The following is a 25278-nucleotide window of genomic DNA, read 5'->3' on the forward strand; positions in this document are numbered from 1 at the left end:
AGAGCCCTTTGCTTACTTTGGGGCTTTTCCAAAGTGAGCCGCTGTAAGAGCGGAACCATAGGTGGCCGTTACCTAAATAACGGATATACACACCACACCACCACTCAAATCCTACGTCTACGCCCCAACTGCGGAATCCCCAAAGCAGGCACCACCTCCACCCGCTCCACCCGCCTCCCAACCACCCCCGCCAACCCCACCACCGTCGGCTGACTGAACAACGAGCGCGCATCCACCTCCAACCCCGCCTTACGCATCCGCGCCACCACCCCCACGGCCAACAACGAATGCCCTCCCAACTCAAAAAAGTGATCCTGGCGCCCCACCCGATCCAGCTTCAACACCTCCGCCCAAACCCCCGCAATCACCGTCTCCACCTCCCCCCGAGGCGGTTCATAGGCACGACTCAAAACCGCCTCCACCCCAGGCTCCGGCAACCCCTTGCGGTCCAGCTTCCCCGCCGGATTAAGCGGCCACGCCTCCATGTGCACAAACGCCGAAGGCACCATGTACTCAGGCAACCCCTCCACCATGTAACTGCGCAACGCCTCAAGCCCCGGCACCGCATCACGCACGGTGAAATACGCCACCAACCGCTCATCCCGAATCAACACCGCCACCTCCCGCAACGCAGGATGCGCACCCAACCGCGCCTCAACCTCCCCCAGCTCCAGCCGCACCCCGCGCAGCTTCACCTGGAAGTCGTTACGCCCCAGAAACTCCAGATTCCCATCCGGCAAATACCGCACCAGGTCCCCAGTGCGATACAACCGATCCCCCACCACAAACGGGCTATCGATAAACCGCTCCGCCGTCATCTGCGCCAACCCCAGATACCCGCGAGCCACCCCCACCCCGCCGATGTGCAACTGCCCACTGCACCCCAGCGGCACCGGCCGGTCATGCTCGTCCAGCACATACAACCGGGTATTGCTGATCGCCCGCCCAATCGGCAACTGCAACGCAGGCACCGGCGCACCCGGTTCGAGGGTCCAGGCGCTGCTGTCCACCGTCGCCTCGGTCGGCCCATACACGTTGTGCAAACGCACCCCGGGCAACCGTGCCTGAACCCCACGAGCCAAGGCCTCGGTCAACTCGCCGCCGCCGCATAGGACGTCGGTAAGGCTGGTGCAGTCAGCGGACTCCTCCAGCTCCAGAAACTGCTGCAACATCGCCGGCACAAACTTGATCACGCTGATCTGTTGCTCACGAATCACCTGCGCCAGGTACGCCGGTTCACGGTGCCCATCGGGCCGCGCCAGGACCAGGCGCATGCCATTGGTCAGCGGCCAGAACAGCTCCCACACCGAACCGTCAAAACTGAACGGCGCCCGCTGCAACAACGCGCCCCCCTCGGCATTCGGGCACAGTTGCGAACCCCAGTGCATCAAGTTGCCCAGGCCGCGGTGTTCGATCATCACGCCCTTGGGCGTGCCGGTGGAGCCGGAGGTGTACATCACGTACGCCAGGTTGCCGACGCTCAACCCCGGCACCAGCGGATTACCTTCGGGCGCGTGCTGCCAGGCGCAGTGGTCGAAGTCGATCACCGGTATCGACACTTCCCCCGGCAAATCGCGGGTCGCGCCGTGTACCAGCAACGCCACCGGCGCGCTGTCTTGCAGCATGTAGGCGAGACGCTCGCGGGGGTAGCCCGGGTCCAGCGGCACATAGGCGCCGCCCGCCTTGAGGATGGCCAGCAAGCCCACCATCAGGTCCAACCCGCGCTCGACGCACAGGGCCACCCGCGAATCCGGCTGCACCCCGCGCTCGCGCAGGTGATAGGCCAGACGGTTGGCGCGCTGGTTGAGTTGGCGATAAGTCAGCTGTTGCTCACCGGCCTGCACCGCCACTGTATGGGGGGTGTGACGGGCATGGGCTTCGAACAGGGCGTGGACGGTCAGGTCCACGGGGTAGTCGGTTTCGCTGGCGTTGAAGTCCACCAGTTGCTGTTGCAGTTCGGTCGCGGGCAACACCTCCACGTCGAACAACCGCGCTTCAGGCGTCTCCACCAATCCCGTCAGCACCGTGCCGAGGTAGTCCAGCAGGCGCTGGGCACCGACCTTGCGGGGCGCCTTGGCCTTGAGCCGGAAACCGCTGGGCAGATCGTCCACCGTGAGCATCAGCGGGTAGCTGAGGATGTCTTCGCTGCTGAGCAATTCGATGCCGGGCTGCAGCGCCTGGAGTTCCTCGGCCGAGGCATGTCGGTAATTCAGCAGGCTGTTGAACAAGGGCGTGACGCCGCTGCAACGCTGGGCCAACGCCAGCGAGGCTTGCTCATGGGCGAGTAAGGCGCTGAGTTGCTGCTGCGTCTGCTTGATCGCCTCACGCACCGTCGACCCGGCCAGGCGTACCCGCAGCGGCAAGGTGTTGATGAACATGCCCAGGGCACGGTCGGCGCCCTCACCTGCTTGCAAACGTCCCAGCAGCACCGTGCCGAAGACCACATCGTCACGGCCCGAGACGCGCCCCAGCACCTGGGCCCAGGCCAGATGAAACAGGCTCGCCGCACTGACACCCAGGGTGCGCGCCTGCTCCCGCAGCCGCTGAACGAGTGCGTCGGAGAGCAGCACATCGGCCTCCTCGGTCGCGTGGCGATCCGCCTGGCGCTCCTGTAAACCAAAGGCCAGGGTCGGCTCGTCGACATCCGCCAGCCGCTCGCGGAAGAACGCTTCGTGTGCGGCCTGACGCTGCGGTGAACGGGTCTGGGCGACCACATTGCGATAGGGCACCGGCTCCGGCAGTTGCTGTTGCTGGCCGAGCAGATGTGCCTGGATTTCCGCCATCAGTACCTGAGTCGATGTGGCGTCGTTCACCAGATGATGGAAACGCAACATGCCCACCCAGCGGCGGTTCTGCGGGTCTTCGGCGTAATCCAGGGCCATCAGCGGCGCCTTGCGCAAGTCCAGTGGGCGCTGGCGTTCACGCAGCTGTTCGAGGATTGAATCCCCCTGAAGGGCCACCGGTTCCACGTCCAGAAGCGCCTTGCGCCACACCACTTGCATCGGTTGCTCGATGGCATCCCACGCCAGGCTGGTGCGCAGGATGTCATGGCGGTCGATCACCTGTTGCAGTGCCCGGGCGAAGGCATCCAGCTGTTCACGGCAAGCAAAGCTGAACATCGCGTGTTGCTGGTACGGATCGCGCTCGTCAGTGATGTGGTGATAGAGCAGGCCTTCCTGCAACGGCGCCAGCGGATAGATCTCCTGCACATTGGCGGCGCCGCCGGGGATGGCGGCGACGATGCGCTCGATCGTCGGCGGGTCCAGCTCGGCCAGTATCAGCAGGTCCGGGGTAATCAATGTGCAATCTGCAGGAACGCGGTTGGCCGGCACCTCAAGCTCGGTGCCCTGGCCGACCGCTGCCGCCAGCGCGGCCAATGTCGGTTGACCGAACAGCACCTGAACATCCGCCTGCAACCCGGCCTGACGCATGCGCTGTACCAGTTGCACCGCCAATAACGAATGGCCACCCAACTCAAAGAAGTGATCATGCCGCCCCACCTGCTCGACATGCAGCACCTCGGCCCAGATCTGCGCCAGAGTAATTTCCGTGGCGCCTTGGGGAGCTTCGTAGAGGCGGCTGACAAACGCATCGGCACCGGGTGCCGGCAAGGCCTTGCGGTCGAGCTTGCCGTTGGCGGTCAGGGGCAACGCGTCGAGTTTTACGTAGGCCTGCGGCACCATGTAATCCGGCAAGCGTGGCCTGAGATGGGCACGAAGCTGTTCAATCGCTACCAGCGCATGCTCGGTGTACCAGGCCAATAAATGCCCATCACGCACCAGGACCACCGCTTCAGTGACACCCTCATAACCCGCCAGGGCGGATTCGATTTCGCCCAGTTCGATACGCACGCCACGGATTTTCACCTGGTCGTCGTTGCGCCCCAGGTATTCGAGATTGCCGTCCGGCAGCCAGCGCCCCAGGTCGCCGGTGCGGTACATGCGGCCCGGATTGAAGGGATCATCAAGGAAACGCTCGGCGGTCATTTCCGGACGGTTCAAATAGCCGCGCGCCACGCCTTTACCGCCGACGTACAACTCGCCCGCGATGCCGATGGGTACCGGCCGCTGCTGCTCATCCAGCAGGTAGACCGTGGCGTTAGCGATGGGCTTGCCGATATGCAGCGGCTGCCCGACCTCAACCAGGCCAGAGGTGGCAACTACGGTGGCTTCAGTGGGACCGTAGTTGTTGATCACAGCGAAACTGCGTGCCTTGTTGAACTGGCGCAGGCGGTCGCCACCGATCAGCAAGGTGCGCAAGGTCGGGTGTTCGATGTTCTGGCTGAAGGCGTACTCGGCCACCGGCGTGGGCAGGAAGCACACGTCCAGCGGTTGAGCGCGCCACCAGTCCAGCAGCGCGTCGATGTCTTCGGCACCCTCGTGGGCTGGCGGCAAGTGCAAGGTCGCCCCCACGCACAACGCCGGCCAGACTTCCCAGGCCATGGCGTCAAACCCGAAACCGGCAACGCTGGCGGTGTGGCTGCCCGCGTGCAAGTCGAAGGCCTGGCAATGCCAGCCCACCAGATTGGCCACGGTGTGGTGTTCTACCATCACGCCCTTGGGCAGGCCGGTGGAGCCCGAGGTGTAGATCACATAGGCAAGATTGGCGGGTGTCATCGCTACTTGTGGGTTGCTCGCCAACTGCGCCGTGGCGTGGTCCAGATTGATCACCGGCACGCTCAATACCGGCAAGCGTTCGAGCAAATCCGTCTGCGTCAGCACCGCCACCGGCGCGCTGTCATCGAGCAGGTAGTTCAGGCGTTCGGCAGGATGGGCCGGGTCCACCGGCACATAGCAACCACCGGACTTGAGAACGCCCAGCAACCCCACCAGCGTTTCCAGGCCACGCCGGGCGACGATGGCCACCCGGTCGTCAGGCTTTACCCCAAGCACCAACAGCTGATGCGCCAGGGCATTGGCCCGTTGATTCAACTCGGCGTAGGTCAGTCGCTGGCCCTGGTATACCGCGGCTACCGCATGCGGGGCGAACGCGGCCTGGGTTTCGATGCGCCCGTGCAGGGTTTGCGCGGCCGGGTACGCGTGGGCGGTGGCATTCCAGCGTTGTAACTGCGCAGTTTCCTCAGGCGTGATCAATGAAAAATCAGCCAGGGCCAGCGCCGTATTTTCCAGGCCCTGTTCCAGCAGATACACCAGACGTTCCGCCAGGGCCTGCACCTCGTGTTGCTGGAAATACGCCTCGTTATAGACGCAGTGCAGGCACGCCGTGTCGTGGTAGCGATTGCTGCGCAGGTGGATCGCAAGCGGCAATGGCTCATGGTGATTGGAGACTTTGATCGCCCGGGCCGATGCCTGGCCGTAGCGAAATTCATGGTCGTCCTGTTCATAGGACACCGACAGGTCGAACAGCTGGCCACGGTCGGCGCGCAGCAAACCCAGCTCGCGATTCATCTCGCTCAGGGGAAAGCGCTGATGCCGAAAATCCTGCTTGAGTTGGTCGCGTACGCCACGCACTAACGCGCTGAACGGCAGGTCGTCGCAAAACTGCAAGCGCACGGCACTGACCTGAGTGAACAGTCCCAGGGTCGAACGAAAGCGCGCATTGGAACGGTTGAGAATCGGCAGCCCCACCACCCATTCCTGACGCTGGCCGGTGCGGCTGAAGTAGAGGTACATCGCAGCCAACAACACATGGAATGCCGATGCCTCGTAGTGGTTCGCCATGCGGGCCATGCGGTTGAGCAGCTTTGCCGGAAAGGGAGCCACGTAGGTGTTGCTCGGTGCCTGGCCCCTGGCAGGGTAACGGGGGCTCAGCAGCGGCTCGGGCAGCGCCTGATATTTGTCCAGCCAGTAGCTGCGGTCCCGGGCGTAACGGGCCGACTCACGATAGCGTTCATCGTTGTCGATGAAGTCGACATAGGACGGCGCCGACAGATCCGGTTGCCGGCCCTGCTCCAGGGCGCTGTAGATACCCGCGAGGGATTGCAGCATCTGGCCGAAACCCCAGCCATCGAGAATCAGGTGATGGGCCTGGGTGCCGAGGCGGTAATGCTGCTCATCGAGCTTGACCAGGAAGAAGCGGAACAACGGCTCGTCGACCAGCCCATAGGCCCGGGCCATTTGCGCCTGCAGCAAGGCCTCGGCCGCCGCCTCGGGGTCCGGCTGCCGCGAGACGTCATGCTGCGGCACCGATACCACCATCGCCTCGGCAAACGCCTGCCGGGGCAAGCCATCGGCGGCCACCTGCAACACCGTACGCAACGCGTCGTGCTTGGCCACCAGATGCTCAATGGCGCGCTGGATCAATGCGGGATTCACCGGGCCTGTGAGGTCGACATAACCGCCGATGTTGTACAGCGGCGAGTCGCCGAGGCGCAGTTGGTCCAGCCAGATATCCCGCTGGGCGGCGGTCAGAGGGAAATACGTCATAAGATCCTTCTCATGTGAGGTGTCGATAAGGCGCACAACGCCCCATTGAGGCGAAATCAATGGGATTTAAGCATCGCCCCAGAGGGCCGTATGTCACCCGAAACCCGGACAGCCGGATACCGCGCCGGGGTTGGCCGATGGTTCAGTGCTGAATCGATTAAATGGGTGTAGGACATTGGCTATCCCTGGCCGCTGCCTGACAGCCAAGCTTTTTCAAGAAAACAAATAAAAACGTTCTATATCAACTAGTTAATAAACTCTAAAACACCCTTCCTGTACGGCCCCACCTTATTTGTCCGTCAGAAATGACGAAATAATGGCGCGTTTTTTATGGCACGTTGTGTCCCTCGTTTCCGCTGCATACGTAGGACAAATCCCCGTGGCTAAATGAAGCCTCGAGCACCGACCCAGGTTCAAGGAGAACGGGAGGCCTGCAGACGAACGGGGGCAACCGTTGACGGTTTTCGACATCAAGGATGAGATGGCTATGAGTCTGACCAGCAGTATTCGGAATATGGAAAGTCCGCATTTTTATTTCGAGTTGGGGGAATTGATTTCAAGCACAGGCACTGAATACTTCGCAGCGAACATGCTGCAACTGGTCAACAAGTTGATACCGGTTCACCTGGTGGACCTCAGTGAATGGACCCTCGACGAGCACCAGGCCTGCGTGCTCGACATCACGTTACTCGGCAGCGATGGGTTGAAACAGGACTTGCCGCCACCGCGCACCCTGCATCATCGAGACGATCATCCGCTGCTGAAAAAAATGCTCGGCATGAACGACCCGCTGTTGATCCAGATGAATGCCAAGGCCAACAGTACCCACATCCGCGGCACCTCTCATCAGTGCAACCTGGTCTCGCGCCAGGCCAATCGACGTTGTGTGATTTCGTTCTATCGGCCCCATACCCAGCGCGCCTTTTCCCTGGCGGAGTTGTCGTTTCTCAAGAGCCTTTCGGAAACCTTGCTGCCCTTGATCGAGCGCCACGCGCAGATCAATCGACAGGCGCCGCTGGCGGCTCCCGAGCCCTCTAAAACCCTGTTGGAGCAGTCGCAATTGCAGCGCGAATTCTACAAACGCCTGTCACTCAGTGACATCACCTTATCGGCGCGGGAGCAAGAGGTGTGCCTGGGACTGTTGACCGGCGGAACCGTGCCGCAGATGGCCGAGAAACTCAGCGTGAAAAACAGCTCCATCGAAACCTACCTCAAGCGCGCGGCGGCCAAACTGGGCGTGAGTGGCCGCCATGGCCTGGCCAAGTGGATGGTTGGCGCGTGATGAAAAATCTGATGCTCGGCGTGGCGTGTGTGCTTGGTGGGTGTTCGCTGATCCCGGACTATCAGCGGCCCGAGGCGCCAACGCCGGCACAATACCCGGTGTACAACGCGGACAAGGTAGGCCCATCAGCCGCCGGGCCCGACTGGCAACAGTTGTTCCGTGACCCGGTGATGCGGCAGTTGATTGGCCAGGCACTGGTGAATAACCGTGACCTGCGGGTGGCGGCGCTGAATGTCGAAGCGTTCCAGGCGCAATACCGCATCCAGCGCGCGGACCTGTTCCCGGCGGTGTCTGCCACAGGTGCCGAAAACCGGCAGAAAGTCCCACGGCGCGCCACCAGTACCGGCAAGTCTGCGATCACCTCCACCTACTCTGCAACGCTGGGCGTGAGTGCTTATGAGCTGGATTTTTTCGGCCGCGTGCGCAGCCTCAGTGAACAGGCGATGCTGCAATACCTGGCCACTGAAGAAGCCCGGCGCAGTGCGCAACTGAGCCTGGTGGCCAACGTGGCCAACGCCTACCTGACCTGGCGCGCCGACCAGGAACTGCTGGCCCTGGCCCAGCAGACGCTGGCCTCGGACGAGCACAGTCTGCGCCTGACGTCGCGCAGCAAAACGGCGGGCAAGGCGACGTCGATCGATGTGATCCAGGCTCAGACCAGCGTCGAGAGCACGCGAGCAAGCATTGCCCGCTACCAGCGCCAGGTGGCCCAGGACCTCAACAGCCTGGCGTTGCTGGTGGGCGGGCCGGTGCCGGATTCTTTGCCGGCACAGCCGCTGTCCGCCGACCTGGTGGCGCGCGTGCCGGCCGGGTTGCCCTCGGACCTGCTGCAACGGCGGCCGGATATTGTTCAGGCCGAATATCAGTTGCAGGCGGCCAACGCCAATATTGGCGCGGCGCGGGCGGCGTTTTTTCCTTCGGTTACGCTGACGGCCAATGCGGGGACCTCCAGCAAGGATTTGTCGGGATTGTTCCAGGGGGGCTCGGGGAGTTGGGCGTTTCAGCCGCAGATCAACCTGCCGATCTTTAATGCGGGGAGTCTGAGGGCGAGTCTGGATTACGCGAAGATTCAGAAGAACATCTTTGTTGCGCAGTATGAGAAGTCGATTCAGACGGCGTTTCAGGAGGTCTCGAACGGGTTGGCGGCGCGCCAGACGTATAACGAGCAACTGGCGGCGCAGCGGGATTTTGTGCGGGCCAACCAGAAGTATTACGACCTGGCGCAGCACCGGTATCGCAGTGGGGTGGACAGTAATCTGGTGTTTCTGGATGCGCAGCGGTCGTTGTTCAGTTCGCAGCAGGCGTTGATTGTGGATCGGTTGGCGCAGTTGGTGGCGGAGGTGAATTTGTATACGGCGTTGGGTGGGGGGTGGGAATTGGGTTCCGCGGGGGTTGGGGTTGGGGTTGGGGGCATATCCGTTTCTTCCGTAACGGCCGCTTATGGTTCCGCTCTTACAGCGGCTCACTTTGGAAAAGCCCCAAAGTAAGCAAAGGGCTCTGCCCCGCCTGTCGGCACCTCGCCTAGGCTCGGTGTTCCCTCACTCCGGCATTGCTCCGCGGGCCGCCGCGACGGGCCATCCATGGCCCGGCGCGGCTAAACCGGCGTCCTGCCGGTTTACCCGCTCCGCAATACCTGCGTTCGGCCTCGGGCTTATTGGGGCAGTCAGATCAAGATCAAAAGCAAAAGCACAGCGGCCTCCCGGCCGGCTTGAGTGTTAAAAGCAAAGACAAAATCCAGAGCGAAAGCCAAATCTGAAGCTGATGCAGCTCTGCTTTTCTGTGGGAGCGGGCTTGCTCGCGAAAAACCTGAGAGCGCCGCGTTCATCCAGAATGCCCACGTCATCGTTAACGACCTTCGCGAGCAAGCCCGCTCCCACATTTTTTGGACCGTGCCCGCTTTAGCTTTTGATTTTGCTCTTCAACACTCAAGCCGGCCGGGAGGCCGCTGTGCTGTTGATCTGCTTTTGATCTTGATCTTAGGCGCCCCGTTAAACCACGCTGGCCGAACGCAGGCTTTGGAGCGTGGGTAACCTGGCAGGACGCCAGGTTAGCCGTCCTGGGCCAGGGATGGCCCATGACGGCGGCCCACGGTCCAAAGCCGGAGTGAGGGCACACCGAGCCTAGGCGAGGTGCCGAGTGGTGGGGCAAGAGCGTTTTGCTTACTTTTGCGCTCTTCAAAAGTGAGCCGCTGTAAGAGCGGAACCATAGGCGGCCGTTACCTAAATAACGGATATACCCCCAACATCAGCCACCCCCCTAAGGCCTCACCCACGCCACGCGCCACACCTTGTTCCCCACATCATCCGCCACCAGCAACGCCCCCTGCCCGTCCAGCGTCACACCCACCGGCCTACCCTGAGCCTCCCCATCGCCGTTCAAAAACCCAGTCAAAAAGTCAACAGGCTGACCCGAAGGCTTGCCATCCCGGAACGGAACAAACACCACCTTGTACCCCGCCTGCGGGTTACGGTTCCAAGACCCATGCTCCCCCACAAACACCCCATCGGCGAATCCCGCCGGCATCCCCCGCGCATCCGAAAAGGTCAGCCCCAACGGCGCCACGTGAGTCCCCAACGCGTAGTCTGGCGCAATAGCTTGGGCAACCTTGTCCGGACGCAGCGGCTGCACCCGCGTATCAACATGATCCCCGTAATAACTCCAAGGCCACCCGTAAAAAGCGCCCTCCCGCACCGAAGTCAGGTAATCCGGCACCAGATCACTGCCGATCTCATCGCGCTCATTCACCACCGTCCACAGTTGCGAGGAACCAGGCTTCCACGCCAGCCCATTGGGATTGCGCAACCCACTGGCGAACAGACGCTTCTGCCCACTGGCAAGATCCAACTCCCAGATCGCCGCACGCCCGTCCTCGGCTGCAAGCCCGTTCTCACCCACATTGCTGTTGGACCCCACGGTCACATAAAGCTTGGTGCCCTCAGGATTGGCCAGAACGTTCTTGGTCCAGTGATGATTGATCCCGGCCGGCAGATCGGTGACCTTCACCGGCGTGGCATCGATGTGAGTCTGGCCCGGAACATAAGGCACCTTGACCACCGCATCGGCATTGCCGATATACAAGGCATCACCCACCAGCGCCATGCCAAACGGCGACGTCAGCCCACTGAGAAACACGCTCTTCACCTCGGCATGCCCATCACCATCAGCGTCCCGCAGCAGCGTGATTCGGTCTGCGCTCGGCGTGTCGGCCCCCACCCGCCCCATCACAAACCCCATCGCCGCACGACGCGCCCAGGCAAGCAAGCCGGTGCCGCCATCCGTGGCGCCTTCAGACATGGGCGGATGGTTACTCTCGGCGACCAATACGTCGCCATTGGGCAAGGTGTACACCCAACGTGGATGGTCAAGGTTCTCGGCCAACGCCGTCACCGCAAACCCCTCCGGCGCCGTCGGTTGGGCATCGCCTGGCCAACCAACGGCCTTGGATACCTTGAGTGTCGGGATCAGCGATTCGGTGGCTTCGGGCAGTTGCGGGCTCGGCCCCACCCCGGCCTGAAACGGCAGTTTGGAGGATTCGCCACAGGCGCTCAGGGCAGCAGTGGCGGTGATCAGCAGCGCAAGGCGGCTTGGTGCATTCATCGGAAAACCTCGGGACAGCCCATCATTGGGCAGGCAAAATCCCGACGGAGTATTGCGTCATTCCCCGGCACCAAACACCGCCTCCCGCGCAATTGAGTTTTAACTCAGTCGCACGAGTGTGCTCGACAGCGCCCCTCAGACCCTCCATGGCCCCAATGACAGGCTGTAGGGAGAAAACGCTTCGAACTGCCAACGCAGCGCCAGCGCTGCCTCCCGCCGAACCAAATGCTCCACGGTCACCCGCCACAACCGTTCGGCGCCCTGGAACCCCGTCACCTCAGGCCCTTCAAGGATCACCTCGGCCCGCCCGGCAACCTGCAACACATCACCCGTAGCAAAATCCACAAACAACAACCCGGCAACCGGGTTGAGCTGCAAATTGCCCAAGGTGTTGAAAAACGAGTTGCCGGTAAAATCGGGAATCGTCAGCACGTCCCCGTCCACCCGCACAAACCCACGGTCGCCACCCCGGTGCGAAACGTCCACCGAACGCTTGGCCGCATCACCCTCCAGGTCCACATAACTGGCGACGAAGAACGTATCCGCGCTACGAATCAGCGCCCGGGCAGACTCATCGAGCGCGTTGGCGCGCTGCACCGCACTTTCAGCAGAACGCTGCCCCCGAGCACCCGGGTCCACCGCACGCAACTGGATGTACTTCGGACAATTGCCAAAAGTGTGCACCACGTCCACCGCAAAACCATCAGCGCCAGCCGTCCCCACAACCCCATTCATACGGTTGCGCCGCCGCGTATTCAGATCAATGCCCAACAGCCCCACCGCCGCACCTTTCTTCAGCCCCGCCCCGGCGGGATCAGCCACCGCAGGCAGGCTGTCGATACGCAAGCTGTAGGGGTCGGGCGAGTACACAAACCCCGGCGCGCCCTCCAGCAGCGTGGCCCACGGAAGCCCCTGATCATCCACGGCGCCCACCACCAGATAGAGCAACAACGCATAAAACGCCCGATGCTGCTCCGGCAAGTGATCCCGTATGACCTTGGCGCCGATCACCTCCATGCGCTCAGCCACGCCGGCACTTTGCTGCAATTGCCGCTCGCCGGCATGCCATGGCGAGACGGGGGACGCGTCCTGGTGGTTCATGATCAAGCCCTCTGTGGATGAAACGCCGGATGTTCACGCAATGCCGCCACCGTAAAATCAACAAAACTGCGCACCCGCATCGAAGCGTTGCGCCCTTCGCGGTAGACCACATGCACCGGCAGCGGCGGCGGTTCATGGGCCTGCAATACCCGACGCAATTGGCCGCTCGCCAAGTGCTCGTGGACCGGATAACTCAAGCACCGGATCAACCCTGCGCCCTGCACCGCCGCATTGATTGCGCCCTGCACCGTGGTGCAACCGAGGCGCGCGCGGGCCTTGATGCTGGAGGCCTGAAAATCCCATTGCACCCCGTCCGAATAGGCCTGGCTGGCGACCAGTCGATGCTGCTTGAGCGCTTCGGGTTGCAGTGGCTCGCCATGGGTTTCCAGGTAGCCAGGGCTGGCGCACACAATGTTGTGCACGTGGCCCACAGGCCGCGCAATCAGGGATGACCCGGGCAGTTCTCCCACCAGGATCGCCACGTCCAGGCCGTCTTCATTCAGGTTCGGATAATGGTCGTGGTAATGGGCAAACATCCGCACTCCGGGATAGCGCTCCAGGTAGTCGGCCAACAGCGGCGCCATCACATACCGGCTGAACAGAAACGGAAAAAACACCCGCAGATTCCCCTCGGCCTGCGCATGCGCACCCTGGGCAGACGCTTCGGCGGCGCTCACGCCATCAAGGATGCGTGAACAGTCCGCCATAAACCTCGCCCCGGCTTCGGTGAGGCGAATGCCCCGGGTGTTGCGCTCCAGTAACTGCACCCGCAAGCGCGTCTCCAGCCGGTCAATCGCGCGGATCACAGTGGGCCCCGAGATGCCCAGGCAGCGGGCAGCCGCAGCCAGGCTCGGCTGCCGGGACAGCGTCTGGAAAATCTGCATGTCGCGATAGCGGTCCATCAGGCCGGCCGCGGCATCGACGGGTTAAGCGCAGCATCCTGCCCCAGCCGGCTGACCAAAAAATCCACGAACGTGTTGACCTTCGCCGGTACCCGGGCGCTGTTCTGGAACACCACATGGATCGGCAACGCAGGCGGCTCGAAGTCTTGCAGGATGATCTCCAGTGCGCCTGCACGCACATCGCTGGCCACCTGATAAGACAGCACCCGCGTGACGCCCCAGCCCAGGCGCGCCAGGTTGATGGCGGCGTTGTTGGCCGTGACCACCAAGCGTGGCTCAACGGCCACGTTCAAAGGCTGGCCGCCTTCCATGAACTGCCATTCGCTGACCAACTGGCTGGAGGACGAGGTGACAATCTTCGCCTCCCGCAGTTGCCCGGGGTGCTGTGGCCGACCGTGCCGCTCAAGGTAAGCCGGCGCGGCGCATACCACGCGGCGCACTTCGCCGACCTTGATCGCCTGCTGGCCGGTTTCCTGCAAATGCCCGATGCGCACGGCCACGTCGACGCCTTCGTCGGTCATATTGACCACACGGTCCACCAGCAAGGCGTTGATGCTGACCTGAGCAAACTGGTCCAGGTACTCCCCCAGGATCGGCGCGACGAACAACTCACCGAACAACACGGGCGCGGTGACCGTCAGGTGCCCCCACGGGATCGAGAAGCTGCCGGCCGCTGCCTCTTCGGCCTCGGTCAGTTCGGCGAGGATGCGCCGGCAATCGTCCAGGTAACGCTGGCCAGCCTCGCTCAGGTGCAGGCTGCGGGTGGTGCGCGAGAGCAACTGCGTGCCGATACGCGCTTCCATCGCGGCAATGGCGCGGGTCACGCTGGGGGGCGAGATTTTCAGGCGCCGGGCCGCCGCGGCAAAGCCCTGTTCTTCGGCGACTGCGAGGAAAATCTGCATTTCCTGGAAACGGTCCATGAGCCCCCTTAATCGAATGTAGCCCACCAAACCAGTGGCTTGGGAGCGGTGGTGGCGAGGGAGCTTGCTCCCGCTGGGCTGCGTAGCGGCCCCAAAATGCTGGGAGCGCCGCGCACTGGAGCGCCAGCCCGGTCCAGCGGGAGCAAGCTCCCTCGCCACAAAATCTTCAAGCCTTCGCCAGGCCCACAGCGGTGCGTTGCATACCCACAAACCCCGGCAGCGCCTCGATACTGCCCAGCCAGGCGCGAACCTGCGGATAGTCGGCCAGCGAGACATTCCCTTCCGGCGCATGGGCGATGTAGGTGTAGTGCGCGATATCGGCAATCGTCGGCAGGTCACCGGTGAGAAAACGGCTCTGCCGCAACTGTTGCTCCACCACGTTGAGGAACCCATGGGAGCGGCTGATGGTCGCCTCGGCATCCAGTGCGGCACCGAACACGGTGATCAATCGAGCCGCGGCCGGACCGGTGTGCAGCGGCCCCGCCGCTGCCGAGAGCCAACGCTGCACTCGGGCCAACGCCAAAGGCTCGGTCGGCAGCCACTGGGTGTTGCCGTACTTACCGGCGAGGTACGCCAGGATCGCGTTGGAATCCGCCAGCACCACACCGTGGTCATCGATCACCGGCACCTGGCCGAAGCTGTTGAGGGTGGTCAGGAACTCGGAGGTTTTGTGGGCGCCTTGCTTCAGGTCCACCAACACCAGCTCGGCGGGCACGCCCAGCAGCGACAGCATCAGCTCGACCCGGTGGGAATGGCCAGACAAGGGGTAACGGTACAGTTTGATCATGACAGGCTCCGCGATGTGCCAGGGACTCGACCCGGTGATCGTGTCGATGGCGCTATCTTCCGCCGCTACGGCAGGTAGCAGAATAGCCAGTTTTTACAATCCAGCATTTCACCGGATGAAACAATCATTCACCGAACAACTCGCCGATCAGGTTGAACACGGTGGTTTTCACTGCGCTGTCGAGTTCGGTCCAGGCCAGGCCGGTCCTGGCCCGGAACGCTCCCAACTCCAGGTGCCTGGATACACAATTGGCCGGCAACGCCCGGGCCGCCTGCTGCGGCAACACCCCCACACCCAAACCGGCCGAGACCAGCGCCAGCATGGTGGTGAATTCGCCGAGTTCAGAGGCGATTTCCAGGGACACACCCACGGCCTGAACGAACTCGTCGTAGAACCCCGGGGCATACCGTCGGGCCAGGATAAACACCGGTACCTTGAGCAAGTCAGCCGGCTGAATGGCTGTCTGTGCCGCCAACGGATGATCGATGGGCAAGGCAACCACAAAGCTTTCCTGCAGCACCGCGCGGGTCTGCACGCCGGGATAGGCCGCCGGCAAACGCATCAGGCCGAAATCCAACTGACCGTTTTTCAGCGCCGCCGCCTGATCGGGGCCAGGCATGTCCTTGAGTTCCAGCTCAATTCGCGGATAGCGCTGATGCACCGCGCGAATCAACCCCGGCAGCAATTCCGGCAACACCGACGAGACAAATCCCAGGCGCACCCGGCCGATTTCCCCACGACTTGAAGCACGGGCGGCATCGGCGGCGCGAGTGGCCTGGTGCAGGGTGGCCTGGGCCTCGGGGAGAAACACCCGCCCGGCTTCAGTCAGCGTCACCGAGTGCCGGTTGCGGTCGAGCAGCCGCACACCCAGGCCGCTTTCGAGCAGCTTGATCTGCATGCTCAGCGCCGGTTGCACGATCGACAGCTGCGCGGCCGCCCGGCCGAAATGCAGTTCCTGGGCGAGCACGACAAAGGCGCGCAGGTGCTTGAGTTCCATCAGGAGGCTCCGGTTATTACAGTTTTTGATCACGGGATCACAAATGAAAATTGGACGCTGAACCCTGGCTGCGGTGAAGTTAGGTCCGTCATGCACGATATGACAGGGTTTGGTCTATCACAATAAGGACGGCACCTCGCACTCGGATTGTTAGTGTTGATCACCTGTCGCAGCCTCCGGAGATTGATCCATGCAAAGCGTTTTAGACAGCTTCCGCCTCGATGGCCGCCTGGCCTTGATCACCGGCTCCAGCGCCGGTATCGGTCTGGCCATCGCCCGTGGCCTGGCCCAGGCCGGCGCGCGGGTGGTGCTCAACGGGCGTAATCACAGCACCTTGCGCGACAGTGCCGCGTTGCTGGCGGCGGAAGGCCTGGAAGTCCATACCCAGGGGTTCGACGTCACCGACGGCGCAGCGGTAATGGCCGCCGTGGCAGATATCGAAGAGCGCCTGGGCCCGCTGGACATCCTCGTGAACAACGCCGGCATGCAGCGGCGCGGACCACTTGAGGATTACAGCGAAACCCACTGGCGCGAATTGATGAGCACCAACCTCGACAGCGCGTTCCTTGTCGGCCAGGCCGTGGCCCGCGCGATGATTCCGCGCAAGCGTGGGCGCATCATCAATATCTGCTCGGTACAGAGCGAACTGGGCCGCCCGGGCATCGCCCCGTATGCCGCCAGCAAAGGCGCGCTGAAGATGCTCACCAAAGGCATGGCCATCGATTGGGGCCCGCACGGGCTGACGGTCAATGGCATCGGCCCCGGCTATTTCAAGACCGAACTGAACGCCAACCTGGTGGCCAACCCCGAGTTCAGCGACTGGCTGGTGCAACGCACGCCGAGCCGGCGCTGGGGTGACGTCGCCGAACTGGCGGGCGCGGCCGTGTTCCTTGCCAGCGATGCGGCGAGTTTCGTTAACGGTCATATCCTGTACGTGGACGGTGGCATCACCGCCTCGCTGTAACCCGGAGAATTTCATGCACGCGATTGTCTGCCATGCCTCGAAAGACCTGCGGGTAGAACCGCAAACCGAACCCGTGGCGCTCGCCCCCGACCAGTTGCGGGTGCGCATTGCCCGGGGCGGAATTTGCGGCTCGGACCTGCACTACTACCAGCACGGCGGCTTCGGCACTGTGCGCCTGCGCGAGCCGATGGTGCTGGGCCATGAAGTGTCGGCGGTGATTGATGCCGTGGGCCGTGAGGACGGGCCGTTCAAAGTGGGCCAACGTTTGTCGGTCTCGCCATCGCGGCCTTGCGGGGGTTGCCGTTATTGCCATCAAGGGCTGCCGAACCATTGCCTGAACATGCGCTTTTACGGCAGTGCAATGCCCTTCCCCCATGTGCAAGGCGCGTTTCAACAGTCCCTGGTGATCGAGACGCACCAGGCGCATCTGTTGGCCGATCACGTCAGCCTTGCCGAAGGTGCGATGGCCGAACCCTTGTCTGTGGGTTTGCATGCGATCCAGCGCGCCGGAGCGATCTTCGGCAAGCGGGTGCTGGTGACCGGCTGCGGCCCTATCGGCAACCTGTTGATCGGCAGCCTGCGGGCCGCGGGTGCGGGAGAAATCGTCGCCGTGGACTTGGCCGCCGGGCCGTTGGCCTGCGCCGAGAAAATGGGTGCCAGCCGTACCCATAACCTGGCGGAAGACGCCGACGCGTTGAAGCGCTATACCGCCGAAAAAGGCTACTTCGACGTGATGTTCGAAGTCTCCGGCAGCGCCCAGGCCCTGCGCAACGGCTTGGAGTGCATGGCCCCGCGCAGCGTGCTGGTGACGGTCGGTTTGGGCGGTGAAGTTTCGCTGCCGCTGAATATGCTGGTGAGCCGTGAGATCGACTTGCGGGGTACCTTCCGCTTCCACTCGGAGTTTGCTCAGGCGGTGGATTTGCTGAATCGCCAGGTGATTGATGTGCGTCCGGTGATCTCCCACACCGTGCCGTTCAGCGAGGCGGTGAAGGCGTTTGAACTGGCGGCGGACAAGAGCCGGGCGATGAAGGTGATGCTGGATTTCGGTGTGGGTGACTGAACTGGGTGTATATCCGTTATTTGGGTAACGGCCGCCTAGGGTTCCGCTCTTACAGCCATCCCTTTCAAGGTCTGCGTTTAAAAGCCCGTTTAAGGCCATGTTTAAGTACGTTTATCCGACTTAGCCGCCTTAAGCACCCTAGCTGTTGAGACATGCGCCCGTGCCGCCTTACCTTCCAGCCACTCCTTGGGCTTGGCTACTTTGGGGCCACGAGGGCTTTTTGCTACGGACTTAGGTTTGATCATCCTTGCCAGGGCCAGCAATCGCTCTGCCAGCCCTTGCGGAGTCTTTTCAAGAGGGAAATTTTCCGCAGGCAATGCGATCTGCAAGCCTTGATAATCACTGCGAACATGCACCGCCAAATGGAAAATCGAAACCTCCCAACCCTCTGGCTGCGTTTCGCGGTGCGCCTGCTCAACGCTACGCTTGAGAACCGACAAAACGTTGTAAGCCAGGACCGCCGAGGCAAAGCCCAATAGCGCGGCTTTCGGGCTGCCAAGGCCTGTAATTTCACTGTCCAGTACCGACTCAAGGCGCTGAAACATTCCCTCGATACTCCAGCGATGACGGTATAAATCGGCTATCTGCCGGGCACCGATGGTGTCGGGCAAATTGCTCCAGAACCACATCACCAAATCACCTGAGTCATTCGCCGTTTGCAGGCTCAACTCAACACGTCGCCAGCGGCGGCCACCCTTAACTTCGATGATTTGTTCGCGAACGGTTCCGCTATCGACCGTCCCTGAGTCTTGCCACTGACTTTCCTGGACCAGGCGTGGATGCTTGCTGGGTTGGCGAACGATGAACGAAGCCCCCGTGTCCTCGCAGGCTTGCAGGACGGGCAGCGTGCAATAGAGCCGGTCAGCCATCCACAACTGGCCCGCGCATGCGCGGGCCAGTAGCGGTAAAACACTGACTCGCTCACTGGCGTAGGCATCTTCCCACGGCTGAAGATCAACGACTAAATCCAGGTCCGGATCGTAGGCAACTACTGAAAATCCTGGGCGCGCTGCGCCGCGCTCATTGCGCAGAGCGCCTAGACGTTTTTCAGTGGCCGGCAAGTGGTTGCCATCCACAATACGCAACTGCCAGCCGGGCAGGATCGATGAATGGCCGAGCGTTTCGACGGTTGGTATCAAACGCTCGGCACTGCCCGAAATGAGGGCGCGAAGCAGCTCGGGTTCGGTTCGCTTGATCTTGTCATAGAGTGCCGAAACACTGACCGAAAGGCCCTCCATCTTGCGCGCCGCCGCGTGTAACGACGGCCTCAAGCCCAATGAAACAAGGGACATCAGCTCCACAACGGTTGAAAACAAAAGCTCACGTGAGTACTGCCGTTGGCGGTGATCATCGAACACCTTGTCAACCCAAGCGGCATCTACTGCCTGCTCTAATATCAACTTGGTCATGACGCTGGCCGGCGCCTGTTTTTCAAACCGTTCTAAAACCTTTTCCCACATAGTTTCGTCGTCCTGACTGGATTGGTTAGGGGATTTTAAACCAAGACCTTGAAAGGGATGGCTCTTACAGCGGCTCACTTTTGAACAGCGCAAAAGTAAGCAAAACGCTCTTGCCCCACCACTCGGCACCTCGCTTAGGCTCGGTGTGCCCTCACTCCGGCTTTGGACCGTGGGCCGCCGTCATGGGCCATCCCTGGCCCAGGACGGCTAACCTGGCGTCCTGCCAGGTTACCCACGCTCCAAAGCCTGCGTTCGGCCAGCGTGGTTTAACGGGGCGCCTAAGATCAAGATCAAAAGCAAAAGCACAGCGGCCTACCGGCCGGCTTGAGTGTGGTGAAGCAAAAGCCAAATCAAAAGCTAAAGCGGGCACGGTCCAAATGTGGGAGCGGGCTTGCTCGCGAAGGTCGTTAACGATGACGCGGGCATTCTGAATGAACGCGGCGACCTCAGGTTTTTCGCGAGCAAGCCCGCTCCCACAGAAAAGCAGATTTGTTTTCGCTCTGGCTTTTGATCTGGCTTTTAACACTCAAGCCGGCCGGGAGGCCGCTGTGCTTTTGCTTTTGATTTTGATCTGACTGCCCCAATAAGCCCGAGGCCGAACGCAGGTATTGCGGAGCGGGTAAACCGGCAGGACGCCGGTTTAGCCGCGCCGGGCCATGGATGGCCCGGCGCGGCGGCCCGCGGAGCAATGCCGGAGTGAGGGAACGCCGAGCCTAGGCGAGGAGCCGAGTGGTGGGGCAAGAGCGTTTTGCTTACTTTTGCGCTGTTTGTACGGACCGGACACATGGTGGACACATGTGCGGGGACATGGTTGACACATTATGGTCCGTAATCAGGCTTATTCACGTCTATGGTCCGCAAAAAGTGATGGCAGAAGTAGACGTCAAATAGCCCCTCACTTTCAGGCTTTGGGCGTATCGCGATGTGCTGCCCAGCCAGGCCTTTGGCGATACTGAAATAACGTTTCTGAAAGCGGAATCGACTGTCATAAACCTTAGCCAATAGGTCGTCCGGTCCGTATTCAAACTCTGGCAGTTGCTGCGGATAAGCCCAGGGGCTGGCCCGATACCGGTCCATCGGCACCTTGTAGTCCAATGCTTGATGGGGGCGTTGCAGGTTATAAACCTCGCGCCATCGATCAAACGCTGTTTGAGCCTCCTTGATCGTGGAAAACTGGCGCCCATCAAGCACTTCGGCCTTGAGTGATCGATGGAAACGCTCAATCTTTCCATTGGTTTGCGGATGGTAAGGGCGGCTGAAACTGATCCGAATTCCTAAGCGAATCAACCAGATACTCAACTCAGTAATTTCTCCAGGGTTGCGGGGAGAGCCCCATGGCGGGCCGTTATCAACGTTGATGCGAGCCGGTAATCCGAAACGCTGGAATACCTCGATCATCTTCTCCTTCACCGTAACCCCACGCTCGTTATCACACGCTTGAATAGCCAAATTGAATCGCGAGTGATCGTCCAGCAACGTCAGGGGGTGGCATCGGCCTTGTTGCGTCGGGAAATGCCCTTTGAAGTCCATCTGCCAAAGATCGTTAGGCGCATCGTGCTCAAACCTCAGCTTCGCCAATTGTTCCTTCTGCGCAGGCTTAATCATCCCGTGCCGATGCAGGACATTGGTGACGGTGCTGGGAGCAATCTGCTTTTTCAAAATGCTGCTGATCGTGCGCCCACCCCATGCGGGATGGTCTTGCCTGAGCGCTATGACCGCCGTTTCTAGAGCAGGGTCGGTCAGCTTGGGGCTGGTGATAGGTTTGCGGGACATCTCTTGCAGCCCCGACCGGCCTTGGGCCTCGTAGCGTTTGAGCCACTTATACGCCGTTTGGGGGCTGATCCCGAATCGTCGACACAGCTCTCGTTTATTACTGCCGGGTTGCCGGGCTAAGGCAACGAACTCTTCTTTCAGGCTCATGGCGTCTCTCGTGTCCCAGGGCATGATGGATTTCCGGCGAAGTTGGCTCGCCGAAAAGTGTCCACCATGTCCCCGTACATCCGTCAACCATGTGTCCGGTCCGTACAGGCTTTTCCAAAGTGAGCCGCTGTAAGAGCGGAACCATAAGTAGCCGTTACCGCAGCAACGGATATGTACACAGTAGAGCCAACAAAAATACCTACCCCCCTCAGGGTCACACCCGCTCCTCAAGCCGATAGCGCAAAAACCGATGCCCCGGAGAAAACAACCGCCGGTAGGTAAGCAACACCGCACCTACCGTGCCCAGCGCCGACGCCGCAGCGATCAAAAACATAATCACGATCTGATAACGCACCGCGTCCACCGGGCTTTCTCCCGCCAGCACCTGACCCGTCATCATCCCCGGCAGGCTGACTATCCCCACCACCGTCATCTGGTTCAACGTCGGAATCATGCCCGCCCTGACCGCCTGGCGAATCGCATCCTGCGCCGCCTCCCAGCGTGAACCACCCAGAGCCAGGACCATCTCGATGGTGTTGCGCCCCGAGGTCAGCTCCTGGGTCATGCGCTCAATCCCCAGAGACACACCAGTGAGGGTATTACCAAGAATCATCCCGAGGATCGGAATCGCATACTGCGGCTCGTACCACGGGTGAATCCGAATGATCGCGAACAAGCCGACAGCCGTCACCAACCACGAACTGCCCCACACCGACACAATGCTGTCGGCCCGCTGGCCCGCATAGGTAAGCTTGCCGCGCCCGGCGGCCGAGAGCCCGGCGATCAGGGTCATCAGGCACATCAGCGGCAACACCACGTACCAGTAGGCGAACTCGAACACCCAACCCAACAGGTAACCAATCGCCAGCAACTGCACCACCGTGCGCACGGCAGCCCAGAACAGCTGACGTTCCAGGCCCAAACGCAACAGCAGTGACAGCGCGCCGTTGATCAGGATCAGCGAGGCGGCGATGGCCATGTCCAGTGCCGTGAGGTCGTGATAATTCATGGCTGCACGCCCCCCGTCAGCACGCCGGCGTCCATATGCAGGCGGGTGGTGCTCATGCGTTGTGCCTGCTCAAGGTCGTGGGACACCCAGATATAGGCGTGGTCGTGATCCGCTTCGACCCAGGCGTTGATCAGCGCCTCGACTTCCCGGGATGACGCCGGGTCGAGAGCGGCGGTGGGTTCGTCCAGCAGCAACACATCGGGATTGAGTTGCAGGGTACGGATCAGCGAAACCACCTGGGACTCACCGCCGGACAAGTCCCCGGCGTTTTTTGCCAGGAAGCCCGGTTCTTTCCCCGCGTGGGCCAGCAGTGCCTTGACGGCCTCCGCATCGAAACTGAGGTGGTGCAAGGCCTTGAGGCTGTAGGGGAAACGCAGGTTGTCTTCCACCGAGCCTTCGATCAGCGCCGGGCGCTGGGAGAGATAGCTGATACGGCTGCGGTACTGCGGGATTTGCGCGTTGGCGATGGGTTGGCCGTGCCAGAGGATTTCCCCTGAGCTGGGCGCGTCGAGCAAGGCAAGTGCCCGCAGGAATACGCTTTTGCCGGAGCCGGATGAGCCGGTAATAGAGATGCGATCGGCAGGGTGCAGTTGGAAGTTCGTGGGCTGCAGCAGTTGAAGCTGACGGCGCTCGTCCATACGCGTGAGCGCCCGGGTTTCTACTAATACGCTCATGGACTTGATGATCCCTGTTCCTGATTTAGACGCAATGGTAAGACAGGGCACGTCCCCAGTGGCGAGGGAGCTTGCTCCCGCTGGGCTGCGCAGCAGCCCCAAGAAATTAACGGTGTTTTTTCAGATGTATCACAGTGGCTTTATTGGGGCCGCTTCGCAGCCCAGCGGGAGCAAGCTCCCTCGCCACAACAAGCCCCCTGGCCACAAATGCTTCAGCGCTTGGGCTCAAGCGACACCAGCCGCGGCTTGAGGGATTTCTCCTGCACCTCAAGCAGCGCCAGGGTCACCGGCAATTTGAAGCGCCGCCGCCCTGCACTGCCGGGGTTGAGAAAAAGCCGGTCGCCGCGCCACTCAATCAGAGGCTTGTGAGAGTGTCCGGTAATCACCAGCCGGATGCCCGGCTCCAGCGCCTTCGGCACATCGGCGATGTCATGCACCAGCAGCGCCCGCCAGCCATTCAGCTCGAAATCCAGGCGGTCCGCCAGGTGCTCTGCCCAGGCTGCATCCAGGTCGTTATTGCCGCGCACCACATGCAACGGCGCAATCGAGGCCAGCAGCTCAAGAATTTCCGGGCTGCCAATATCCCCGGCGTGAACAATCTGCTCGCAGCCTTCCAGGGCCGCCAGGGCCTCGGCGCGGAGCAAGCCATGGGTATCGGAAATCACACCAACTTTCATGAACGTCTCCTGTGCACACACCGGCGCTCAACGCCGGGCGGCTTGCAATCAATCATTGCACTGCCTATATTTCCCGCATGGCGCCATCTACGCCACCCTCCGCGGAAAGGGCTGCGCCCAAGACCTTGACTGAATATCACATTTCTACGACTCCCAACCTTAAAGCGGACAAGGTTTGTGCAAGGAGATCGTATGTCGCAAGCATTCTCGTCCACTAACGGCCGTATCAACCTTGAGCAGCAACGCAAGCGCGCCAAGGAGCTGTTGCGCCGCCTGAAAAGCGCCGATGCCGCCGTTACTCCCACCTTATCCGAGGCTCAATGGCTGATCGCCAAGGAACTCGGGTTCCCCAGCTGGCCCAAGCTTAAAGCGCACGTCGATGCAGTGGATTTTGCCGCCCGCCACCCGGGTTTCGAAGCCAGCGATGAAGCCCGCACCACCCACTGGCGCTGCGGCAGTGACATTGCCCACAGCCTGGGCGTGGCGGGGTTCAAGGGGCACTTTCGGATGCTGATTGATCCGCTGTGCATGGGCCCGGTCCAGGACCTGCCAGCCGAGCAATACCAGGTCGTTCGCAGCCGCTATATCAGCCAGGTGTTTGCAATGGACGAGGCCGAAGTGACCCGCCGGCATGCAGACGAATACAAGCATCTGGAACAACTGGGCAACGCCGGTCATAGCGTGTTGTGGTGTGAGGCGGATGCTTACGACCAATTGTTCCTGATTCGGGCGCTGGCGGGGCTTGAGCGTTTGCCTGAAAAGCTCGAGCTGATCGAGGTCGACCGTATCCCCGGCGTGCAACGCTTTATCGGCATTGGCCAACTGGCGCCTGAAGTATTGGCGTGGCTGTGGCCACAGCGTCGGCGGGTCGATGAGGACATGCTGAAGCTGGCGCGGCAGGCCTGGCTGGCGTACTGCGACAGTTCGCCGATCAAGCTGGCGGAACTGGCCCGGGACAACCACACAGCCCTGCCCTTTTTGGCCCCGGCATTGCGCCGACAGTTGCAGGAGTTACCGGGTGTGCGGGACGGTTTGTCACTGACCGAGCGCCTTTCCCTGCACTACGTGGATGAGGCCGGGCCTGTGCCGTTTGGCAGGGTGTTTGCCGAGTTGATGGGCAAGCGCGAACCGCTGCCGTACCTGGGGGACATGATGTTCCATGCGCTGATGCGGCCACTGATTGATGGCGATAATCCACTGTTGATCGAGTCCGAGACTCAACTGCCGTGGCCTCAAGGTTTGTTGGCGTTGACTGCGTTGGGTCGTCAGGTTCTGAACGGCAAGGCTTACTGGCCGGACCATGCCAGCCAGGAACGCTGGCTCGGTGGCGTCTGTATCCAGCCCGGCCAACCTCACTGGGTGATTGACGAGGGTCTCGTTCCTCTCTGGCGCAGCTAAAATACAGAGCTACGTATGTCGCGCAGTAGCTGGCCTGTTGCGTGACTAAAGCGCTCGGTCAAGATATCCAGTAGGGCGCGCAAGGTCAGGCTGAAACAATCGGTACTTCCCACGCTTGCTCACGGATCCCGGCGTTTTTTGGAG

General features: G+C 61.6%; 17 protein-coding genes. 5 read left to right on the plus strand and 12 right to left on the minus strand.

Translation table 11 applies throughout. The features are described from left to right. Positions 1-104: 104 nt before the first annotated feature. Positions 105-6386 (minus strand): non-ribosomal peptide synthetase, encoded by a 6282-nt coding sequence (locus tag NVB75_RS08255; RefSeq protein ID WP_258346782.1) that lies wholly within the window; start codon positions 6384-6386, stop codon positions 105-107. 487 nt (positions 6387-6873) lie between these two features. Between NVB75_RS08255 and NVB75_RS08260 the strand changes: the two genes are divergently transcribed. Further along, on the plus strand, positions 6874-7668 hold the full coding sequence (locus tag NVB75_RS08260) for a helix-turn-helix transcriptional regulator (protein ID WP_258346783.1): 795 nt from the start codon (positions 6874-6876) through the stop codon (positions 7666-7668). Then, a complete protein-coding gene (locus tag NVB75_RS08265; protein WP_258346784.1) occupies positions 7668-9155 on the plus strand; it encodes an efflux transporter outer membrane subunit in 1488 nt (495 codons plus the stop codon). The genes NVB75_RS08260 and NVB75_RS08265 overlap by 1 nt, the downstream gene beginning before the upstream one ends. Before the next feature lie 769 nt (positions 9156-9924). Here the strand turns inward: NVB75_RS08265 and NVB75_RS08270 are convergent. The 6 genes from NVB75_RS08270 to NVB75_RS08295 all read right to left on the minus strand — a co-directional run bounded on the left by NVB75_RS08270 (position 9925) and on the right by NVB75_RS08295 (position 15972). Then, complete coding sequence (locus NVB75_RS08270; protein WP_258346785.1) at positions 9925-11265, minus strand: sorbosone dehydrogenase family protein; 1341 nt, start codon at positions 11263-11265, stop codon at positions 9925-9927. A gap of 135 nt (positions 11266-11400) precedes the next feature. Continuing rightward, positions 11401-12366, minus strand: a complete 966-nt coding sequence (locus NVB75_RS08275; RefSeq protein ID WP_258346786.1) for a pyridoxamine 5'-phosphate oxidase family protein — start codon at positions 12364-12366, stop codon at positions 11401-11403. Positions 12367-12368: 2 nt separating this feature from the next. Next, complete coding sequence (locus NVB75_RS08280) at positions 12369-13268, minus strand: LysR family transcriptional regulator (protein WP_258346787.1); 900 nt, start codon at positions 13266-13268, stop codon at positions 12369-12371. Further along, positions 13268-14188, minus strand: a complete 921-nt coding sequence (locus tag NVB75_RS08285; RefSeq protein WP_258346788.1) for a LysR family transcriptional regulator — start codon at positions 14186-14188, stop codon at positions 13268-13270. The genes NVB75_RS08280 and NVB75_RS08285 overlap by 1 nt, the downstream gene beginning before the upstream one ends. A 166-nt stretch (positions 14189-14354) precedes the next feature. After that, the gene (locus tag NVB75_RS08290; RefSeq protein WP_258346789.1) at positions 14355-14975 is read right to left on the minus strand and encodes a glutathione S-transferase family protein; all 621 of its coding nucleotides are present in this window, start codon (positions 14973-14975) and stop codon (positions 14355-14357) included. Positions 14976-15099: 124 nt separating this feature from the next. After that, positions 15100-15972: a LysR family transcriptional regulator gene (locus NVB75_RS08295; protein ID WP_258346790.1), complete on the minus strand. Its 873-nt coding sequence runs from the start codon at positions 15970-15972 to the stop codon at positions 15100-15102. A 190-nt stretch (positions 15973-16162) separates the two neighbouring features. On the opposite strand from NVB75_RS08295, the gene NVB75_RS08300 reads away from it, so the two are divergent. Together NVB75_RS08300 and NVB75_RS08305 are read left to right on the plus strand one after the other, a co-directional pair. Continuing rightward, the gene (locus NVB75_RS08300) at positions 16163-16936 is read left to right on the plus strand and encodes a glucose 1-dehydrogenase (RefSeq protein WP_258346791.1); all 774 of its coding nucleotides are present in this window, start codon (positions 16163-16165) and stop codon (positions 16934-16936) included. Between the two features lie 13 nt (positions 16937-16949). Then, entirely contained in the window at positions 16950-17996 is a 1047-nt protein-coding gene (locus NVB75_RS08305; RefSeq protein ID WP_258346792.1) for an L-idonate 5-dehydrogenase, read from the plus strand. 101 nt (positions 17997-18097) lie between these two features. Here NVB75_RS08305 and NVB75_RS08310 read toward each other — a convergent pair whose 3' ends face one another. The 5 genes from NVB75_RS08310 to NVB75_RS08330 form a co-directional block, all read right to left on the minus strand. After that, entirely contained in the window at positions 18098-19405 is a 1308-nt protein-coding gene (locus NVB75_RS08310) for an IS4 family transposase (RefSeq protein ID WP_258348560.1), read from the minus strand. Positions 19406-20275: 870 nt separating this feature from the next. Further along, the gene (locus tag NVB75_RS08315) at positions 20276-21400 is read right to left on the minus strand and encodes an IS481 family transposase (protein ID WP_258346772.1); all 1125 of its coding nucleotides are present in this window, start codon (positions 21398-21400) and stop codon (positions 20276-20278) included. A 190-nt stretch (positions 21401-21590) separates the two neighbouring features. Next, positions 21591-22385, minus strand: coding sequence for an ABC transporter permease (fetB, locus tag NVB75_RS08320; RefSeq protein ID WP_258346793.1), 795 nt, complete (start codon positions 22383-22385; stop codon positions 21591-21593). Further along, complete coding sequence (locus tag NVB75_RS08325) at positions 22382-23059, minus strand: ATP-binding cassette domain-containing protein (RefSeq protein ID WP_258346794.1); 678 nt, start codon at positions 23057-23059, stop codon at positions 22382-22384. Before NVB75_RS08325 ends, fetB begins: the two co-directional genes overlap by 4 nt. Before the next feature lie 212 nt (positions 23060-23271). Continuing rightward, on the minus strand, positions 23272-23736 hold the full coding sequence (locus NVB75_RS08330; protein WP_258346795.1) for a metallophosphoesterase family protein: 465 nt from the start codon (positions 23734-23736) through the stop codon (positions 23272-23274). A gap of 192 nt (positions 23737-23928) precedes the next feature. On the opposite strand from NVB75_RS08330, the gene NVB75_RS08335 reads away from it, so the two are divergent. Beyond that, positions 23929-25134 carry a DUF1835 domain-containing protein gene (locus tag NVB75_RS08335; RefSeq protein WP_258346796.1) on the plus strand — a complete coding sequence of 402 codons (1206 nt, stop codon included), beginning with the start codon at positions 23929-23931 and terminating at the stop codon, positions 25132-25134. Positions 25135-25278 lie beyond the last annotated feature (144 nt).

This window comes from Pseudomonas sp. CBS (assembly GCF_024734645.1).
Lineage (GTDB): Bacteria > Pseudomonadota > Gammaproteobacteria > Pseudomonadales > Pseudomonadaceae > Aquipseudomonas.

Excerpts from the sequence above, each read along its gene's own strand:
- NVB75_RS08255 (WP_258346782.1), bottom strand. The coding sequence starts at position 6,386 with ATGACGTATTTCCCTCTGACCGCCGCCCAGCGGGATATCTGGCTGGAC.
- NVB75_RS08260 (WP_258346783.1), top strand. The coding sequence starts at position 6,874 with ATGAGTCTGACCAGCAGTATTCGGAATATGGAAAGTCCGCATTTTTAT.
- NVB75_RS08315 (WP_258346772.1), bottom strand. The coding sequence starts at position 21,400 with ATGCCCTGGGACACGAGAGACGCCATGAGCCTGAAAGAAGAGTTCGTT.
- NVB75_RS08270 (WP_258346785.1), bottom strand. The coding sequence starts at position 11,265 with ATGAATGCACCAAGCCGCCTTGCGCTGCTGATCACCGCCACTGCTGCC.
- NVB75_RS08275 (WP_258346786.1), bottom strand. The coding sequence starts at position 12,366 with ATGAACCACCAGGACGCGTCCCCCGTCTCGCCATGGCATGCCGGCGAG.
- NVB75_RS08335 (WP_258346796.1), top strand. The coding sequence starts at position 23,929 with ATGTCGCAAGCATTCTCGTCCACTAACGGCCGTATCAACCTTGAGCAG.
- NVB75_RS08280 (WP_258346787.1), bottom strand. The coding sequence starts at position 13,268 with ATGGACCGCTATCGCGACATGCAGATTTTCCAGACGCTGTCCCGGCAG.
- NVB75_RS08285 (WP_258346788.1), bottom strand. The coding sequence starts at position 14,188 with ATGGACCGTTTCCAGGAAATGCAGATTTTCCTCGCAGTCGCCGAAGAA.
- NVB75_RS08305 (WP_258346792.1), top strand. The coding sequence starts at position 16,950 with ATGCACGCGATTGTCTGCCATGCCTCGAAAGACCTGCGGGTAGAACCG.
- NVB75_RS08295 (WP_258346790.1), bottom strand. The coding sequence starts at position 15,972 with ATGGAACTCAAGCACCTGCGCGCCTTTGTCGTGCTCGCCCAGGAACTG.
- NVB75_RS08300 (WP_258346791.1), top strand. The coding sequence starts at position 16,163 with ATGCAAAGCGTTTTAGACAGCTTCCGCCTCGATGGCCGCCTGGCCTTG.
- NVB75_RS08325 (WP_258346794.1), bottom strand. The coding sequence starts at position 23,059 with ATGAGCGTATTAGTAGAAACCCGGGCGCTCACGCGTATGGACGAGCGC.
- NVB75_RS08310 (WP_258348560.1), bottom strand. The coding sequence starts at position 19,405 with ATGACCAAGTTGATATTAGAGCAGGCAGTAGATGCCGCTTGGGTTGAC.
- NVB75_RS08265 (WP_258346784.1), top strand. The coding sequence starts at position 7,668 with ATGAAAAATCTGATGCTCGGCGTGGCGTGTGTGCTTGGTGGGTGTTCG.
- fetB (WP_258346793.1), bottom strand. The coding sequence starts at position 22,385 with ATGAATTATCACGACCTCACGGCACTGGACATGGCCATCGCCGCCTCG.
- NVB75_RS08330 (WP_258346795.1), bottom strand. The coding sequence starts at position 23,736 with ATGAAAGTTGGTGTGATTTCCGATACCCATGGCTTGCTCCGCGCCGAG.
- NVB75_RS08290 (WP_258346789.1), bottom strand. The coding sequence starts at position 14,975 with ATGATCAAACTGTACCGTTACCCCTTGTCTGGCCATTCCCACCGGGTC.